We start from the raw sequence: 18,266 nt of genomic DNA, 5'->3' as shown, positions 1-18,266 counted from the left end.
GAGCGGGCCATCAGCGCGGGACCGGGACCGAGGCCAGGATGCCGTCGAGCAGGCCGTCGGCGGTCGCGCCCTCCAGCTCGGCCTCGGGCCGGAGCTGGATGCGGTGCCGCAGCGCGGGCCTGGCCAGCGCCTTCACGTCGTCGGGCGTCACGTAGGGCCGCCCGGACAACCACGCCCACGCCCTGGAGGCCGCCAGCAGCGCCGTCGCGCCACGCGGCGAGACGCCGAGCTGCAGCGACGCCGAGCTCCTGGTCGCGCGGGCCACGTCGACGATGTAGCCGAGCACCTCGGGGGCCACGTGCACCTGGGAGACCGCCTCGCGGCCGGCCGCCAGGTCCTCGGCCGTGGCCACGGGCTTGACGTCGGACAGGTCACGCGGGTCGAAGCCGCGCGCGTGCCGTTCGAGCACCGAGATCTCCTGCTCGCGCGGCGGCAGCGGCACGGTCAGCTTGAGCAGGAAGCGGTCGAGCTGGGCCTCGGGGAGCTGGTAGGTGCCCTCGTACTCGACCGGGTTCTGGGTCGCGCAGACCACGAACGGGTCGGGCAGCGGCCGGGCCAGGCCCTCCACGCTCACCTGGCGCTCCTCCATGGCCTCCAGCAGCGCCGCCTGCGTCTTGGGCGGGGTGCGGTTGATCTCGTCGGCGAGCAGCAGGTTCGTGAAGACCGGCCCCTCCCTGAACTCGAACTCGCTGGTCTTCGCGTCGTAGATCAGCGAGCCCGTCACGTCGCCCGGCATCAGGTCGGGCGTGAACTGCACACGCTTGAAGTCGAGCGACAGGGCCGCGGAGAGGGTGCGCACCATCAGCGTCTTGGCCACGCCCGGCACGCCTTCGAGCAGCACGTGCCCCCGGCACAGCAGGGCGATGACGAGCCCGGTGACCACGGCGTCCTGGCCGACCACGGCCTTGGACACCTCGGCCCGCAGCGCGCCGAGCGCCTCCCTGGCCGCCTCGCCCGAGGGGGCCACGCGGAATGTCTCCTCAGAGTTCACTGACCTGCCTTTCGATGGAGTCCAAGTACCCGGCCAGCGCGACGAGAGCGGCGTCGTCGGCCGGCGGCGGGCCGTACAGGGCGGCGCCGACCACCTGCGGGTCGTCGGCGATCCGCGCCGCCAGGGCCGCGACCATCTCCTGCGGCCCGGCGCCCTGGGCCAGGCCCAGGCGGGGCGTGAGCCGGTCGATCGTGCCGGCGCGCAGCGAGTCGGCGGCCCGCTGCCTGGCCCTCCTGGCGCGGTAGAGCCTGCCGCGGCCCTCGACCGTCTCGGCGGCCCGCACGATGACGGGCAGCTTCTCGGTCACCACCGGCCCGAGGCGGCGCCCGCGCCAGAACGCGACGAGCACCACGGTCAGGCAGGCCATCAGGACCGCCCACGGGACGCTCGCGGGCATCAGCTCGTACATCGACTTGCCCTCGGAGCCGGGCAGGTCGAGCGGGGGCGGATTGTCGGGGCGCACCAGCCAGGTGACGGGCCTGCCGGTGCCGATGAGGTCGAGGGCGAGGGCGGCGTTGCCGTCCTCGGGCAGGCGCAGGTTGGTCATGAACTGGCCGTCGCCGACGACCGTGGTGGTGGCGCCGTCGCGGGTGCGGTAGCTGATCAGCGAGTAGCCCTCGCCGGCCGCGTAGCAGGCGGCGGCGCCCGGCGGGCCGTTCAGCACCAGGCCGCCGACGTACGCGCTGCCGGCCCGCGTCGCGGCGGGCAGCCCGCACCCGGGGTCGCGGGAGCGCACGCGCGACGGCTCGCGCAACGTGCGTGCCTCGGGGGCCAGCACGCCGAGGCCGGGCAGGTCGCCGACGATCAGCCGGTCGCCCGGGACCTGCGCGAGCCGGTGCTCGTCGAGGTAGGTCAGGTCGGTGATCAGCAGCAGCCGGCCCCCGGTCGCGGCCTTGCCGGCGGCCGCCTCGACCGAGTCGACCCGGTCGACCTGGACGCCCCGGGCCCGCAGCAACTCCGCCAGCGCCTTCGACCCGGAGAGCGAGGTGTCGGCGGGGTCGAGGAAGCGCGAGGGACCACGCTGCGGGCTGAGCAGCACCGTGGCCGCCGCGAACAGGACGACGACCAGGCCGAGCACGACGATCATGCGGCCCGCCCGCCAGGTGGAGCGGGCGGTGGGGGAGGTGGAGGCGGACGGCGGCGCGGGGGTGGTGACGCTCATGACGGCCGGCCTCCCACGGCGAGCGGGACGGGCCGTGCCTGGCGCAGCCGCTCGTCCAGGTCGCTCATCGCCTGGTAGGCGGCCTGCGTGCCGGGCACGCCGCCGTAGCTGACGTCGTCGAACGAGCGGGCGGCGGCGGCCAGCTCGACGGCGAAGCCGGGCAGCGCCGCGCCCGCCTCGGCGGCCAGCTCGTCGGCCGTGCGGCCCGGCATGCCGTCGACCAAGGCGCGTTCCTCCAGGTCACGGGCGATGGCGCGGAGGCGTTCGCGGATGGCCCCCGTCCAGTCGCCCTCGGCGGCCAGGCGTTCGGCGGCCCCGCGGTGCTCGGCGGCGTTGAGCACGCGCTCGCCGTAGAGGCCGCCGACGGCCATGGCGTTCCTGCGCGCGGTCCTGCGCAACCGCCAGGCGACCAGCAGGATCACGCCGAGGATGATCAGCGTGATCACGACGGCGGCGATGACCCCGCCGGTCGAGCCGCCGCCCGTCGCCGCGTCGGTCAGGTCGCCGACGAACTGGGTGAAACGCCGGTAGAGCAGGTCGAACAGGGATTCCTTCTCGTATCCGGGCTTGAGGAGCTCCTCGGCCGCTCTGCGCGCCGCCTCCTCCCGGCCGACCGGGCTCACGACCCGGCTGAGTTGGACGGGTGCCAGAGCTCGTCGGCGGAGGCGTGCACCCATCCCTGGCGCTGCTGCTCGATCGCCGCGGTCTGCAGCACGAGGTCGAACGCCTCGCCGCGCATGCGCCGGTCGGCGTAGAGCAGCCCGGAGACGCCGGCCTGGAAGGGATAGGAGAACATCGCGCTCAGCGTGCCGCCGACGGCGATGAACACGGCCGCGGCCACGGCCGAGCCGGGCGAGCCGGCGCCGAGCATGCCGATCAGCGTCCCGCCGAGCGTGAACGGCACCGACAGCACCCCCGACACGACCCCGACCAGCAGCGACGTCAGCAGCAGGATGCCGAGCACCCGCCAGAAGTCGCCGGTCACCAGGTGCCACGAGCGCCGCATCGCGTCGATCGGCCCCCGGCCCTCCAGGACCACGGCGGGCGCGGCGAACGCGAAGCGCGTGGTGATGAACAGGTAGTACGGGATGAAGACCAGGACGAACAGGCCCATCACGCCGAGCATCAGGCCGACGCCCTCGGAGGTGGAGACGTTCATCGCGAGCGCGGCCAAAACCAGCAGGAACACGGCCATGGGCACGATCATCATGGCGGCCATCAGCCCGACGACCCCGAACAGCGCCGGGAGCCGGCTCTTGCTGAGGTGCCACGCCTCGGCCGCGGTGATGTTGCCGCCGAAGACGGCCCGGCCGAGGATGCGGGTCAGCACGCCGGTCAGGACCGTGACCACGACGAACTGGACCGCGTACGAGACCAGCATGCCGCCGTACTGGGCGACCACGCCGTAGAGGCCGTTGAAGCCGGCGGAGGCCGTCTCGGGGTCCTCCAGCGCGTCGCCCATCGAGCCCAGCATGAGCGCCTGGCCCACCGCCAGCGGCACCGCGCCGAGCAGGGCGGCGACGGCCGACAGGCCGAGCACGGCCTTCGGGTTGGACCTGATCAGCTTGATCGTGCCGTCGAGGATGTCGCCGAGGCCCAGCGGGCGCAGCGGGATGATGCCGGGGCGCAGCGCGGGCGGCGGCATGAAGCCGTAGCCGGGCTGCCGGTACCCGGGCTGTTGGTACCCGGGCTGTTGGTAGCCGGGCTGCGGATGGCCGGACTGCGGCGGGCCCGGCTGGGGGTATGGTGTCTGAGGCCCCGGCGGGCCGTAGGGCGGCGGCTGGGGGGCTTCGCCCTGCGGCTCGTACGGTTGGCCGTACGGTGGCTGCGTGGGCGAGCCCGGCGCGGTCCACGGGGAAGCCTGCGGGGCGCTGTAGGGCGGGGGCTGTTCGGCAGACCAGCCTGGGGGCGTCTCGGGCGTGCGTCCGTGACCGTCTGACATATCCCAATCCTGGCACGCTGGGCGGGTGGCTGGTGTCACGGAGGCGATTCGCCGGCTCATCTTGCCCGCATTTATCGGCGAATCAGGGCAAGGAAGGCGGCCGGGGATGGCCGAAAGTCGCTTCGTTACCGCAGACTGGGTTTGTGGTTGCGGGGGGAACCTGAAATTCGCCTTTCGTAGGGCTCATGTCCCACACATGGGCCGACCAAGGGTAACCTTCAGCGATCGTGCGGGTATGTCCCACAATGCGTAGAACGAATGAGGGGCCATGAAAGGTCGCGTGCTGGTCGTCGACGACGACGCCGCTCTCGCCGAGATGCTCGGCATCGTGTTGCGCGGAGAAGGCTTCGAGCCGTCCTTCGTCTCCGACGGCGACAAGGCCCTCGACGCGTTCCGGGATACACGCCCGGACCTTGTCCTGCTCGACCTGATGCTGCCGGGCGCCGACGGCATCGACGTGGCACGCAGGATCAGGGCGGAGTCGGGGGTGCCGATCGTGATGCTCACCGCCAAGAGCGACACGATCGACGTGGTGCTCGGGCTGGAGTCCGGCGCCGACGACTACATCGTCAAGCCGTTCAAGCCGAAGGAGCTCGTGGCGCGGGTGCGGGCGCGGCTGCGCCGTACCGACGAGCCGACGCCCGAGATCCTCCAGATCGGCGACATCACGATCGACGTGGCCGGCCACTCGGTCAAGCGCGGCGAGGAGACGATCAACCTCACGCCGCTGGAGTTCGACCTGCTCGTCGCCCTGGCCCGCAAGCCGCGCCAGGTCTTCACCCGCGAGGTCCTGCTGGAGCAGGTCTGGGGCTACCGGCACGCCGCCGACACCCGGCTGGTGAACGTGCACGTGCAGCGACTCCGCGCCAAGATCGAGAAGGACCCCGAGCACCCCGAGATCGTCGTGACGGTCCGCGGCGTGGGCTACAAAGCCGGCCCCGCCTAGCCTTCGCCCCGCCCCTCCATGCCCCCGACCAAGAAAGCCCGCCGACGGACGGTCCGCCAGATTCTGGGCGGCGTCCGCCGGAGGGTGCGCCGTGCGGCGGGCCGGGTGCGCAGCGTGTGGCGGCGCTCGCTCCAGCTCCAGGTGGTCACCAGCACGCTGGTGATCTCGGTGACCGTCGTGGTCGTCCTCGGCACGTTCCTGTCCGACGAGATCAACAGGTCCGTGGTCGAGAGCAGCCAGCAGTCCGCGCTCAACGAGGCGTACGCCGACCGGCTGCAGATCGCCGACGCGCTGATCCCGCCCTCCGACGACGGGGCCAAGGCCCCCGACACCGACCAGAAGGTCAACCCGCTCGACCAGGTCATGGACACCGTCACGGGGTCGGGCGAGGACGGCTCCAAGAAGCGCTACGACGTGCTCATACTCAACGAGGCCACGCCCGGCATGTCGCGGGCCTCGGGCCGGGTCGTGCAGGCCGACGTGCCGCCCTCGCTCCGGCAGCGCCTGCAGCGGTACATGAACCGGGCCGAGTACGGCAAGACCGAGGCGTCCATCGAGACGATCAGGTTCGCCGGGCAGAGCCAGGCCACGCTCACGTACGTGGTCGGCGCGGTCGTGCACGAGCCCCTGACCGGCGACGACTACCAGGTCTACCACTTCTTCCCGTTCAACGAGGAAGAGGAGCTGCTGTCCAACGTCCGGCTCGCCATCGTCGTGGTGGGGCTCGGGCTCGTGCTGCTGCTGGCCGCCATCGCGTACCTGGTCACCCGGCAGGTCGTCACACCCGTGCGGCTGGCCCGCCAGGCCGCCGAGCGCCTGGCCGCCGGCAAGCTGGACGAACGCCTCAAGGTGCGCGGCGAGGACGACCTCGCCCGCCTGGCGAACTCGTTCAACGAGATGGCCGCCAATCTGGCGCTCAAGATCCACCAGCTTGAGGAGCTGTCGCAGGTCCAGCGTCAGTTCGTCTCCGACGTCTCGCACGAGCTGCGCACGCCGCTGACCACCGTCCGCATGGCCGCCGACCTGCTGTACGACGCCCGCGAGGACTTCGACCCCATGGCCGCCCGCTCGGCCGAGCTGATGCAGGCCCAGCTCGAACGGTTCGAGTCGATGCTGGTCGACCTGCTGGAGATCAGCCGCTACGACGCCGGCGCCGCCACGCTGGACATCGACTCCGTCGACATTCGCGACGTCGTCCACCGGGCCATCGCCGACTCCGAGGCGCTGGCCGAGCGCCACTCCACCCGCTTCGACATCCGCCTGCCGCACGAGCCGTGCATGGTCGAGGTCGACAACCGCCGCGTCGAGCGCATCCTGCGCAACCTGCTGTTCAACGCCATCGAGCATGGCGAGGGCAGGGAGATCGTGGTGACCGTGGGGGCCGACCGCGACGCCGTCGCCGTCGCCGTCCGCGACCACGGGATCGGGCTCAAGCCGGGCGAGGAGACGATGGTGTTCGACCGGTTCTGGCGGGCCGACCCGTCCAGGGCCAGGACCATCGGCGGCACCGGGCTCGGCCTGGCCATCTCCCGCGAGGACGCCACGCTCCACGGCGGCTGGCTCCAGGCATGGGGGCAGCCGGGCGAGGGCTCGCAGTTCCGCCTCACGCTGCCCAGGCTGGCCGGGGCCGATCTGAAGGGCTCGCCGCTGTCGCTGGTGCCGCCCGAGATCGAGATGCGGCGTACGTGGCGCAGCCACATGACGCCGGTGCTGCTCCCGGCCTCGGGTGACGGAGGCGGCCATGACGAGGACTAGGCGGATGGGGGCCGCGGTCGCCCTCGTCGCGGCCGTGGCCTGCGCGGGGTCGGGGTGCACCGTGATCCCGGTCAGCGGGCCGTACACGGTGAACGACACCGGGGGCGGCGACCCGCTGAACAAGCCGTTCCAGCGCATGATCGCCATCCCGCCGCGCGACGACTGGGATCCCGAGCGGCTCATCAAGGGGCTCCAGGCGGCCATGGCGGCCTACCCCGACGATCCCACCGTGCTGGCCAGGTACCTGACGCCCAAGGCCCAGGCCAAGTGGAAGCCGTCCGGGCCGGTGACGGTGATCGAGGACGCGTACCAGGTGGAGGGCGACGAGCCGGAGACGTACGGCCTCAAGGGCAAGCAGGTCGCCCGCATCGACCCCGACGACGCGTACGTGCCGCTGTCGGGGAACGCGCCGGAGCGGCTGTTCGTGCTGAAGAAGGACGCCCGGGGCGTCTACCGGGTCGACGACCTGCCGGACGGGCTGCTGCTCACCAAGTCCGACGTGGCCCGGGCGTACCGGCTGACCAACCTGTACTACCTCAACAGCGCCCGCGAGCGGCTGGTCGTCGACCGGGTGTGCCTGCGGCTCAAGCCGACCGAGAGCTTCGCGCAGACCATCGTCAAGCGGCTGCTCAAGGGGCCGAGCAGCGCGCTGCGCGGCGCCGTGGGCACCGTGTTCCCCGAGGGCACCGAGGTCGAGTCGGTCGGCACCGGCGAGGACCGCGTCGTGATCAACTTTTCGGGCCCGCTCCTGCCGCTCGACCTGGGCGAGAAGGCCGCTCTCGTGGCTCAGCTCAGGTACAGCCTGACCAACAACAAGGTCGCCAACAGCCGCACCATCGAGGTGCAGGTCGAGGGCGAGCAGTACTGGACCGAGCCGCCCAACCCCGAGACCCACTGGCTGGACAACGGCGGCAGCACGCCGTACTACACCAGCAGGGGGTCCGTGCACGTCATGAGCAACGAGGACGCGGGCGTCGCCGTGTCCGGGCCCGCGGGGGAGCCGAACACCGACTTCAAGGCGTTCGCGCTGTCCACGCAGCAGACCGGCGCGATCGTCGCGGCGCGCACCTCCACCGGCATCTCGATCGCCGGGCTCACCCCCGAGGGCCGCTGGCAGCAGGTCATCGAGGGCGCCGACCTCACCGACCCCACCTGGCGCCGCGACGGCTCCCTGTGGACGTTCGACCAGCACAACAAGGTGGTCCTGCGGTACGACCCCGACGGCGGGCGCGGGCCCGAGCGCGTCTCCGCCCCCGGCCTCGACGGCCTCGACGTCACCGCGCTCAGGATCGCCAGGGACGGCGTGCGGGTGGCCCTGCGCACCGGCAAGAACACCGTGCAGCTCGGCGCCCTGAGCGAGGGGCTCAACGGTCCCATGCTCGGCAACCTCCAGACGCTGACCTCGACCGAGGTCGAGTACAAGATCGAGGACATCGCCTGGGAGGACGACGAGCACCTGCTGGTCCTCATCCAGAGCACGGCCGGGCGGATACTCAACGAGATCGACATCGGCGACGGCGAGACGATCGGGATCCCGCTGAAGGACCGGCTGGAGCGGGTGACGGCGCTGAACGGGCGGGTGCTCGGGGAGGCGAAAACCGACAAGGGGCCCAAGATCATCGAGCTGAACCAGGACCGGCAGGGCTGGACCAGCAAGATCGACCCCAACGCCGAGAACCCGTTCTTCCCCTTGGGCTGACCCCCGGCCCGGAGCCTCTTGTGGTCCTCTGGGCCCGGTCCGTTCTGTGCTGGGCACGGGCTTTAAGTTCGGGGTCGCGCCGGTTCCGGGGCGTCCTGTGCCGGCCCCACCTGTGGCGCTGGAGCCGTGGCCTTCGTCGGGCGCGTGCCGTGGGGCGTCCGGCCCGGTGAGAGGGGCGTTCCTGGAATTGTCGGTGGCGGGGGGCATGCTGGGCGGCGTGTTCCGGGGCGTGCTCGATGTGTTCCTGCCGCAGTTCTGCGTGGGCTGTGGCCGTGCCGGTGCTCGGTGTTGTGCGGGGTGCGCGGCCGAGATGGCCGCGGCCCCCGCCAGGCGGGGGCCTGGACCGGGCCCGGCCGGCCTGCCCGAGTGCTGGTCGGCCACGCCGTACGAGGGCGCGGCGCGCAGGGCCGTCCTGGCGTACAAGGAGCGGGGTGCGGTGGCGCTGGCCGGCGTGCTGGCGCAGGTGCTGGCGTTCACCGTGCTCACCGCGCTGAGTGCCGGGGCGGCGGTGGAGTGGGCGCGGGGGCCGTTCGCCGTCGTCCCGGTGCCGAGCGCGAGGAGGGCGTCGCGGGGCCGGGGGCACGATCCCACGGGCCGGTTGGCCGTGCTCGTCACCCGTCACCTCGTCGCGTCGGGCCTGTGGGCCGAGCCGTGGCCGGGTTTGCGGCAGGCGCGCCGGGTGTCCGACCAGGCGGGCCTGAGCTCCACGCAGCGCGTCGCGAACCTCGCGGGGTCCCTCTGTGTGGCCGGGCGCGCGAAAGGCCCTCCAGTGCCGTCTGCGTTGCTCCTGGACGACATCGTGACCACGGGCGCCTCGCTCGCCGAAGCCGCGCGAGCACTGCGCGCCGCCGGCGTACGGGTGCCGCTGGCGGTCACCGTCGCCGCGACACGCCGAAGATCTTGAAACGCTTGGCATCACTGTCGGTAAAGAAAGATCCAATTCTTGAGCCCATCTTGAAGGATGGATTTCCCTTCGGGGGAAGAAGAACCTGTGCAGCTCAGGCCGTCGGTAGGCGCGTGGCCGCAGGGCTTGCCGAGCGGTCGTGCCGGTGTCCTCCGGGCGTCCGGAACCCCGGGAAAATCACGGAAAGTGATCCTTTGGTCGATCCTCCGGCTGACATTCGCCCAGGATGCGGATAGCGTTCTGACATGGCACCCGTTCGGGTCCGTGGTTGCGCAGAGCCGGTGTCCCCGGCTCTGCTAGCCGATGCCAGCCGCAGGCAAAACGGTCCACGTAAGGCGACTCTTTGTCGACCGATCACGGTGCGGCTTAGGGATAAGTCCTGCCTTCCCGAGGGTCCAGATGTCCCTCGCCAGAAGAGAAGGGCAGTAGTGGCAACAGAGCTGCGAAATCCTCAGCAGGCGGATGTGGGGTCGAAGACCAGGTCGGCCGGACGGGTGCCACCCGAGATCCCGGTGACGTCGTGGCGGAAGAGGGTAGCGGTGACGGAGAGGCGGACACGAATCCCCGTCCGGAACGCACAGAGTCGGGCGCTCTTGCTCAGTCGTTAGACGAAGGGGGGCTGTTGCATGGACATCATCGTCAAGGGTCGGCACACAGGAGTGAGTGACCGGTTCCGAGACCAAGTGACGACCAAGCTGGCCAGGATCGAACGTCTGGACAACAAACTCATCCGAGTCGATGTGGAGGTGTCGAAAGAACGCAACCCTCGCCTCGCCGACCAGCGCGAGCGCGTCGAACTCACCATTCATTCGAAGGGCCCGGCCATCCGCGCCGAAGCCTCGGCCGACGACCGGTTCGTAGCCCTCGACATCGCCCTCGACAAGCTGGAAGGCCGCCTGCGGAGGCTGGCCGACCGGCGCAAGGTCCATCACGGCAACCACTGCCCGCCCTCGGTGGCGGAGATCACCGCGACGCTCCCTGACGTCGCCGGCCTGCCGCCTCTCGGGGCCAAACCCGTCCCCGAGCCGGCCGAGTCCTACGAGGACCTGTCGGTGCAGGAGGAGAAGCTCGACGACGACATCGTCCCGATCGAGATGGAGGGCGACGGCCCGCTCGTCGTCCGGGAGAAGTTCCACAAAGCGGAACCCATGACCATCGACCAGGCCATGCTCGAAATGGAACTGGTCGGGCACGACTTCTACCTGTTCCGTGACAAAGAGAGCGGCCTGCCGAGCGTGGTCTACAACCGGCGCGGGTACAACTACGGCGTGTTGCGGCTCATAGAGCCCTGATCGCACGCTGAAAGATCTTCTCGACCACCCGAGGACCGTGTCATACGTGCCATCATGGCGGTCCGACGGCTCTGGCCCCCCGACGAGGAGGAGACGTGAGCGAGCTCAGTCAGGTTCAGATGAGCGAGCGAAGCGAGGGTACTGACGGGACAACCGCCATGCGGACAGCCGCTACGGCCCCGACCGGGCGTGACAGCGGAGCGGCCGTCCGATGAGCAGGTTCCCCGTGAGCAAGGCAGGCGCAAGGCGGACCGAGGAGGGCTCGTGACCGAGTCCGGCGAGGTCCGTACGGCAGAGAGCGAGCCGATCCGCGTGCTGATCGTTGACGATCACGAGCTGATCAGGCGCAGCCTGGCGTTGACGCTGGCCGCGGAGCCCGACATCGAGGTGGTCGGTGAGGCGAGCGACGGGCAGGAGGCGGTCGAACTGGCCGATCGCCTCATGCCCGACGTCGCGCTCATGGACGTGCGCATGCCCCGGCAGGACGGGATCGAGGCGACCAGGAGCATCAGGGCGTCCGTCCCGAGCACCCGCATCATCATGCTGACGGTGAGCGACGAGGAAGAGGATCTCTTCGAGGCCATCAAGGCCGGCGCCACCGGCTATCTGCTGAAGGACGTGCAGATCAACGACGTGCCCGCCGCGGTGCGCGGCGTGCACGAGGGGCAGTCCTTAATCAACCCGGCGATGGCCGCCAAGCTCATCAGCGAGTTCGCGAACATGAGCCGCAAGGAGGCCGAACGCCCGCCGCAGCTCCCCGTGCCCCGGCTGACCGACCGCGAGATGGAGGTCCTGCGCCTGGTCGCCAAGGGCATGAACAACCGTGAGATCGCCAAGCAACTGTTCATCTCCGAGAACACGGTGAAGAACCACGTCCGCAACATCCTCGACAAGCTGCAGCTGCACTCGCGGATGGAAGCGGTGGTGTACGCGGTGCGCGAACGCATGCTGGAGATCACGTGATGGTCGCGCGGGCGCGCACGGAGGACGTCGACCACGGCCCGGAGCCCGCCCTCCGGGGCCGGTGACCCGCCCCCACTTCCGGTTCGGGACCGTCCCGGCCCCGGCGTGGCGGTCGCAGCCGTGGCCGTCGGCCTGCCGCCGCTCGGGGGGCCGTTCCAGTGCCAGGAAGCCCCGGAGTTTCCCGCAGCGCGGAACACCCCACCCATGCCCCCTCCGGCAGCGAGCGGGACACCGGCGCCCACCCCGACGGCATCGCCCTCGGAGCCCTGCGGGGAACCGCGGTTCCTTGGTCATCGCCTGACAGCTCGCCGCGCGGTAGGCGGTCCTCCAGGGCCCGCGGGAGCGCGTGCCGAAGGGGTGGGTCAGGGCTGGGGCGTGGTCAGGTGGTGGGCGAGTTCCGGGGGATCGGTGCGTTCGACGCGTACGGTGCCGCAGCCGACCCACTCGGCGGCCGACCACAGCGCGTCGCGCAGGGCGTCGGCCCACTTGACGGGGGACAGGCCGGGCTCCAGGTGGACCTGGCGGGCGACCAGGGTGGTGCCCTCGCGGGCCGGGTCCACCCGGCCGATCAGGCGGCCCCCGGCCAGCACGGGCATCGTGAAGTAGCCGTGGACGCGCTTCTCCTTGGGCACGTACAGCTCAAGCTGGTACTTGAAGCCGAAGACGCGCTCGGTGCGGCCGCGGTGCCAGATCAGGGAGTCGAACGGGGACAGCAGCGTCGTACGGTGACGGCCGCGCGGCTCGGACTCCAGCGCCTGCGGGTCGGCCCACGCGTTGGCCTGGCCCTTCTTGGCGGGCCAGCCCGCCACCTCGACCGGCACCAGCCCGGCGGCGCCGCTGAGCAGGGCCTGGTCGAGCATCGCCGCGTACTTGCCCTTGAGCCGCAGGAAGTCGAGCAGGTCGGTACGGTTGGCCACCCCGAGCGACCGGCCCGCGATCGCGGCCAGGAGGACGACGCACTCCTCGTCGGGCAGGTCGTCGGCCAGCAGGTCGGCGGGTACGACACGCTCGGTCAGGTCGTAGACGCGGCGCCAGCCGACGCGGCGTACGCAGGCGATCTCACCGATGTCGAGCAGCCATTCAAGCCCGATCTTGGAGTCGGACCAGTCCCACCACGGGCCGCCGTTCTTCGCGCCGCCGACGTCGGACGTCGTGAGCGGGCCCGAGTCTCGCACCTGCTGCAGCAGCTTGTCGACGCTGTCGGGGACCTCGTGCCAGCGGTAACGCCGGTCACGGTAGGCGCGGCGCCGGAAGCCGTAGAGCGGCCAGTGCTCTATGGGGAGGATGCAGGCGGCGTGACACCAGTATTCGAAGCTTTGGGCGGGATCGTGCCAGTAGGCGCGCTCGACCGCGGGCCTGCCCACCGCGCCGAGGCGCGCGTAGGCGACCAGCTCGTGGGAGCGGGCCAGGACGGAGATCGTGTCGAGCTGTACGGCGCCGAGCCGGCGAAGCATGCCGCGCACCCCGCCCTTGCGCGCGTCGGCGCCGATGAGCCCCTGGGCGCGCAGAATGACCCGACGCGCCTCGTCAGCGGTCAGGTCGGTCACGTTCGTCATACGGCGAACCCCAGGGAGCCTTGGGGGACGGTAGGGCTATCCATGGGGGAAATTTAGCGGCGCCCACCGACAGAATCCCTCCACCCCAGGTACGGGCCCCGGCGGCCCCCCGGCGATCGCGGCGGAGTGGGGGCGGGCCAGGCGATGGGCGAGCGCGCCGAGGCGGACGCGGCCACGGGAGGCGCAGGAGGCCGCGACGCGCTGCGGTGGGGGAGGCGTCGCGGTGGAGGGGGTAGCCGGGGGGCAGGGGGCGACACGCCGATGTCCTGGGGTTGGGGAATTGGATGCCGAGAACAGAGGGGTCCAGGAGGGGGCGGACATGGGAACGGCGGGCGCCCGGATGGTCGGGGCCCGCCGTGTGCCGCAGTGGTCAGCGGTGGTCTTCGGCGTGCATGCCGACGCGGGGCGCGTCGATCACCACGTCCGTGAAGATGTCGAAGACGAGGGCGAGGATGCCGCCGACGACGAACACACCGGCGCCGACCCAGACCAGCGTCCAGTTGTCGGCCGTCAGCCCGAAGCCGGCCACGATGGTGCCCACCACCATGACAGTCACGGCCAGCCACGAGGAGGCGCGCCCGCCGTGGCTGCCGAGATTCTCCGTGTGCTCGGACTTCTTCCCCTCAACCATGACTAATCCTTCCTTTGCCGGATATCCCGCTATTGGTGCGAACCGGCGCTCAACCGGCATACCCTCTGCCTTGGCCCCATTCTCCCAGACGTGTCCGGCGCCCTCGTCGTCACGGTGGCTGTGTCTGGTTGCGGAACCGCCTACGATGGCAACCGGGGAAGTTTGTCTCGGCCTCTCCTCCTGGCGGCGCCGCCGGGGTAGACCTGCGAGGAGCTTTACATAAAGTGGCAGCCATTCTCGACAAGATCCTACGTGCCGGCGAAGGCAAGACTCTGCGCAAGCTCAAGCGGATCGCCGATCAGGTCAACTCCATCGAGGACGACTTCACGAGCCTGTCCGACGCGGAGTTGCGCGCCCTGACGGACGAGTTCAAGCAGCGTTACGCCGATGGCGAGAGCCTCGACGATCTGCTTCCCGAGGCGTTCGCGACCGTGCGCGAGGCGGCCCGCCGCGTGCTCGGCCAGCGGCACTTCGACGTGCAGATCATGGGCGGGGCCAACCTGCACATGGGCAACATCTCCGAAATGAAGACGGGTGAGGGCAAGACCCTGACCTGTACGCTGCCGGCTTACCTCAACGCGCTGGCGGGCAACGGCGTCCACGTCATCACCGTCAACGACTATCTGGTCAAGGTCGGCGCCGAGAACATGGGCCGCGTCTACCGGTTCCTGGGCATGGAAGTCGGCATGATCCTCTCCGGCCAGGCGCCGGACGAGCGGCGCAAGCAGTACGAAGCGGATATCACGTACGGCACCAACAACGAGTTCGGCTTCGACTACCTCCGCGACAACATGGCGTGGTCCCTGGAGGAGTGCGTCCAGCGCGGCCACCATTTCGCCATCGTCGACGAGGTCGACTCGATCCTCATCGACGAGGCCCGCACGCCGCTGATCATCTCCGGCCCCGGCGAGCAGTCGGGCAAGTGGTACAGCGAGTTCGCCAAGATCGTTCCCAGGCTGCGCAAGGGCGTCGAGGCGAAGAACCCGGGCGAGGAGAGCACCGGCGACTACATCGTCGACGAGAAGAAGCGCACGGTCGGCGTCCTGGAGGCCGGCGTCGAGAAGGTCGAGGACTGGCTCGGCATCGACAACCTCTACAAGCCCGAGCACACCCACCTGGTCGGCTTCCTGAACAACGCGCTCAAGGCGAAAGAGCTGTTCAAGAAGGACAAGGACTACATCGTCGCCGACGGCGAGGTGCTCATCGTCGACGAGTTCACCGGCCGCGTCCTGCACGGCCGGCGTTACAACGAGGGCATGCACCAGGCCATCGAGGCCAAGGAAGGCGTGAAGATCAAGGACGAGAACCAGACTCTCGCCACGGTCACCCTCCAGAACTACTTCCGCCTCTACGCCAAGCTGTCCGGCATGACCGGTACGGCGGTCACCGAGGCCAACGAGTTCCACCAGACGTACAAGCTCGGCGTGGTCCCGATCCCGACCAACCGGCCGATGGTCCGCAAGGACCAGCCCGACGTGGTCTACAAGACCGAGGACGCCAAGTTCAACGCGGTGGTCGAGGACATCAAGGAGCGCCACGAGGCCGGGCAGCCGGTCCTCGTCGGCACGACGTCGGTGGAGAAGTCCGAGCGGCTGTCCAAGGCGCTCAAGCGCCGCGGCGTGGTGCACGAGGTGCTCAACGCGAAGAACCACGCGCGTGAGGCGGCGATCGTCGCCGAGGCGGGCCGCAAGGGCGCCGTCACCGTCGCCACGAACATGGCCGGTCGAGGCACCGACATCATGCTCGGCGGCAACTCCGAGTTCCGCGCCGACCTGGAGCTGCGCCAGCGCGGCCTCGACCCGGTCGAGACGCCGGAGGAGTACGAGAAGGCCTACCCCGAGGCGCTGGAGAAGGCCAGGGCGGCCGTCAAGGCCGAGCACGACGAGGTCACCCAGCTCGGCGGCCTCTACGTGCTGGGCACCGAGCGCCACGAGTCGCGCCGCATCGACAACCAGCTCCGCGGCCGTTCCGGCCGTCAGGGCGACCCCGGTGAGTCGCGCTTCTACCTCTCGCTCGGCGACGACCTCATGCGCCTGTTCAACGCGGCCAGGGTCGAGATGATCATGAACAGGCTGAGCATCCCCGACGACCAGCCGATCGAGTCGGGCATCGTCTCCAAGGCCATCGCCTCCGCCCAGCACCAGGTCGAGCAGCAGAACTTCGAGATCCGCAAGGAAGTTCTGAAGTACGACGAGGTCATGAACCGGCAGCGCAAGGTGATCTACTCCGAGCGCCGCCGCGTGCTTGAGGGCGCCGACCTGCACGAGCAGGTGCGCGGCTTCGTCGGCGACGTGATCGACGGCTACGTCGCGGGTGCCACGTCCGAGGGCTTCGCCGAGGAGTGGGACCTTGAGAAGTTGTGGAAGGCGTTCGGCGAGCTCTACCCGGTCTCGCTCCGGATCGACGACCTGGTCGAGGAGGTCGGCAGCCGCGAGGAGCTGACCGCCGAGATCATCTCGGAGAAGATCAAGGCCGACGCCCTGGAGGCGTACGCCAGGCGCGAGGAGCAGCTCGGGGCGGAGGCCACGCGTAACTTCGAGCGCCAGGTCATCCTGTCCGTGCTCGACCGCAAGTGGCGCGAGCACCTCTACGAGATGGACTACCTGCGCGAGGGCATCGGCATGCGGGCCTACGCGCAGAAGGACCCGCAGATCGAGTACCAGCGCGAGGGCTTCGAGATGTTCGCCGCGATGCTTGAGGGCATCAAGGAGGACTCGGTCGGCTTCCTGTTCAACCTCGAGGTCGAGGTGCAGGAGAACCCGATCGTCGAGGAGGAGGAGGACGCCGCGGTCACCGAGACGCGGTCGATCATCTCCACCGCCCTGCGCGGGCCGCAGCGTCCGACCGAGCTCGAATACTCGGCCCCTGGTGAGCAGGGCGACGTCGAGCACACGCGGGTGCACACCACGCCGGCCGAGCGGGCCGCGTACGGGAACGTCGAGCGTAACGCGCCGTGCCCGTGCGGGTCGGGCAAGAAGTACAAGCGCTGCCACGGCGACCCGAAGAACGCCGTCTGACGGGCTGAGGCAAGCGCCTGACCGGGCCCCCGTCGCCCCTGCGATAGCAGGGGGCGGGGGCTTCGTCATGCGCGCGGCGGAGGACTTCCGCGTTCCGGTCAGGTGGGGGTGGGGGGTTCGCGGCCGGGGGTGGGGATGTCGAGGCGGCGGATCAGGGAGGCGAAGATCAAATAATAGAGGACGAAATACAGCAGCCCGAAGCCGATGATCAACCCCAGCCGATGGGTGTTCGATTTGCTGGCGTTCAGCAGCATGTCTATGGCGCCCCCGGAGAAGGTGAACCCCAGTCGCGCGCCGAATTCCGCCATCAGGGCCATCGACAGCCCGGTCAGTAGGGCGTGCACCACGAAAAGCACCGGCGCCACGAATATGAAGGCGAATTCCAGCGGCTCGGTAATGCCGGTGATGAATGCCGTCAGCCCGGCCGACAGCATGATGCCGCCCACGGACTTGCGGCGTTCCGGCGGGGCCGCCCGCCACATGGCGATGGCCGCCCCGAGCAGCCCGAACATCATCACGGGGAAGAAGCCGGTCATGAAGATGCCGGCGCCCTGCTCGCCGGCGAAGTAGCAGTTCAGGTCGCCGGCTGCGTTCCGGGTGGCGCCGTTCAGGCCCGCGTGGCATTCGGGCAGGGTGAACCAGACGATGGTGTTGAGGAAGTGGTGCAGGCCGACGGGGATCAGCAGGCGGTTGGCCACGCCGTAGATGCCGGTGCCCGCGGTGCCGTGGGCCGACAGCCAGTCGCCCACGCTGGACAGCCAGTCGCCGACCGGACGCCAGACCAGCCCGAACACGACGCCGAGCAGCAGGGCGGCGACGGCGGTGATGATCGGGACCGAGCGGCGTCCGCCGAAGAAGGCCAGCCACGGGGGCGGTTTCAGCCGGTAGAAGCGCTGCCAGAGCAGCGCCGCCGTGATGCCGATGACGATGCCGCCGAGCACGCCGGTGGGGTTCTGGGCGCCCAGGTTGAGCATGGGCCCCTGAGGGGTGGCGACGACGACCTTGGCGTAGACGGCGCCGTGGCCCGCGTCGTAGAACAGCGTACGGCTGACGCGGTCGAACACCAGGTAGCCGACCAGGGCGGCGAGGGCGGTGGAGCCGTCGGACTTGCGGGCGAACCCGATCGCCACGCCGATCGCGAACAGGACGGGCAGGTTGTCGAACAGGGCGCCACCGGCCGCGGCCAGGACGTTGGCGACGGGCAACATCCAGGGGAGGAGGCCGCCGAGGCCGTCCTTGCCGAGCAGGTCGTCCTGGCCGAAGCGGAAGAGCAGGCCCGCGGCGGGGAGCACGGCGATGGGCATCATGAGCGAGCGGCCGATGCGCTGCAGCACCGCGAAGGTCGCCGACCAGGGCGACGCGCCCATGGTCCTCACCCCCGCTCGGTGGTCCGTCAGCGGGGGAATGC

At 70.3% G+C, this 18,266-nt stretch carries 14 protein-coding genes; 7 read left to right on the top strand and 7 right to left on the bottom strand.

Annotated features, from left to right (window positions below; translation table 11 throughout):
• Positions 1–10: 10 nt before the first annotated feature.
• From ACIHAD_RS02885 to ACIHAD_RS02870, 4 genes are read right to left on the bottom strand one after another with little or no spacing between them, the layout of a single operon-like run.
• Positions 11–967 carry an AAA family ATPase gene (locus tag ACIHAD_RS02885; RefSeq protein ID WP_397352617.1) on the bottom strand — a complete coding sequence of 319 codons (957 nt, stop codon included), beginning with the start codon at positions 965–967 and terminating at the stop codon, positions 11–13.
• 13 nt (positions 968–980) lie between these two features.
• Positions 981–2,153, bottom strand: a complete 1,173-nt coding sequence (locus ACIHAD_RS02880) for a DUF4350 domain-containing protein (protein ID WP_397352616.1) — start codon at positions 2,151–2,153, stop codon at positions 981–983.
• On the bottom strand, positions 2,150–2,776 hold the full coding sequence (locus ACIHAD_RS02875) for a DUF4129 domain-containing protein (RefSeq protein ID WP_397352615.1): 627 nt from the start codon (positions 2,774–2,776) through the stop codon (positions 2,150–2,152). Before ACIHAD_RS02875 ends, ACIHAD_RS02880 begins: the two co-directional genes overlap by 4 nt.
• Positions 2,773–4,095 carry a glycerophosphoryl diester phosphodiesterase membrane domain-containing protein gene (locus ACIHAD_RS02870; protein ID WP_397352614.1) on the bottom strand — a complete coding sequence of 441 codons (1,323 nt, stop codon included), beginning with the start codon at positions 4,093–4,095 and terminating at the stop codon, positions 2,773–2,775. The genes ACIHAD_RS02875 and ACIHAD_RS02870 overlap by 4 nt, the downstream gene beginning before the upstream one ends.
• A 268-nt stretch (positions 4,096–4,363) precedes the next feature.
• Here ACIHAD_RS02870 and mtrA point away from each other — a divergent pair, with 268 nt between their 5' ends.
• From mtrA to ACIHAD_RS02840, 6 genes are all read left to right on the top strand, one after another.
• Positions 4,364–5,041: an MtrAB system response regulator MtrA gene (mtrA, locus tag ACIHAD_RS02865; protein ID WP_043620615.1), complete on the top strand. Its 678-nt coding sequence runs from the start codon at positions 4,364–4,366 to the stop codon at positions 5,039–5,041.
• Positions 5,042–5,059: 18 nt separating this feature from the next.
• Positions 5,060–6,796 (top strand): MtrAB system histidine kinase MtrB, encoded by a 1,737-nt coding sequence (gene mtrB, locus ACIHAD_RS02860; protein WP_397352613.1) that lies wholly within the window; start codon positions 5,060–5,062, stop codon positions 6,794–6,796.
• Positions 6,783–8,495, top strand: a complete 1,713-nt coding sequence (locus tag ACIHAD_RS02855; RefSeq protein WP_397352612.1) for an LpqB family beta-propeller domain-containing protein — start codon at positions 6,783–6,785, stop codon at positions 8,493–8,495. The genes mtrB and ACIHAD_RS02855 overlap by 14 nt, the downstream gene beginning before the upstream one ends.
• Positions 8,496–8,661: 166 nt before the next feature.
• Positions 8,662–9,399, top strand: a complete 738-nt coding sequence (locus ACIHAD_RS02850; protein ID WP_397352611.1) for a ComF family protein — start codon at positions 8,662–8,664, stop codon at positions 9,397–9,399.
• Positions 9,400–10,025: 626 nt separating this feature from the next.
• The gene (hpf, locus tag ACIHAD_RS02845; protein ID WP_397352610.1) at positions 10,026–10,691 is read left to right on the top strand and encodes a ribosome hibernation-promoting factor, HPF/YfiA family; all 666 of its coding nucleotides are present in this window, start codon (positions 10,026–10,028) and stop codon (positions 10,689–10,691) included.
• A gap of 264 nt (positions 10,692–10,955) precedes the next feature.
• Positions 10,956–11,654: a response regulator gene (locus ACIHAD_RS02840; protein ID WP_397352608.1), complete on the top strand. Its 699-nt coding sequence runs from the start codon at positions 10,956–10,958 to the stop codon at positions 11,652–11,654.
• Between the two features lie 362 nt (positions 11,655–12,016).
• On the opposite strand, the gene ACIHAD_RS02835 is transcribed toward ACIHAD_RS02840, so the two are convergent.
• Together ACIHAD_RS02835 and ACIHAD_RS02830 are read right to left on the bottom strand one after the other, a co-directional pair.
• Complete coding sequence (locus ACIHAD_RS02835; protein WP_397352607.1) at positions 12,017–13,210, bottom strand: winged helix-turn-helix domain-containing protein; 1,194 nt, start codon at positions 13,208–13,210, stop codon at positions 12,017–12,019.
• A gap of 370 nt (positions 13,211–13,580) precedes the next feature.
• Positions 13,581–13,841, bottom strand: a complete 261-nt coding sequence (locus ACIHAD_RS02830) for an HGxxPAAW family protein (protein WP_397352606.1) — start codon at positions 13,839–13,841, stop codon at positions 13,581–13,583.
• 224 nt (positions 13,842–14,065) lie between these two features.
• On the opposite strand from ACIHAD_RS02830, the gene secA reads away from it, so the two are divergent.
• Positions 14,066–16,858 (top strand): preprotein translocase subunit SecA, encoded by a 2,793-nt coding sequence (secA, locus tag ACIHAD_RS02825; protein ID WP_397352605.1) that lies wholly within the window; start codon positions 14,066–14,068, stop codon positions 16,856–16,858.
• A 98-nt stretch (positions 16,859–16,956) separates the two neighbouring features.
• Here secA and ACIHAD_RS02820 read toward each other — a convergent pair whose 3' ends face one another.
• Positions 16,957–18,225, bottom strand: a complete 1,269-nt coding sequence (locus ACIHAD_RS02820) for a PTS transporter subunit EIIC (protein WP_397352604.1) — start codon at positions 18,223–18,225, stop codon at positions 16,957–16,959.
• Between the last annotated feature and the right edge of the window lie 41 nt (positions 18,226–18,266).

This window comes from Nonomuraea sp. NPDC052265 (assembly GCF_044547985.1).
Classification (GTDB): domain Bacteria; phylum Actinomycetota; class Actinomycetes; order Streptosporangiales; family Streptosporangiaceae; genus Nonomuraea.
The sequence above is the reverse complement of the archived record's forward strand: the minus strand, read 5'-3'. Positions and strand labels throughout refer to the sequence as shown.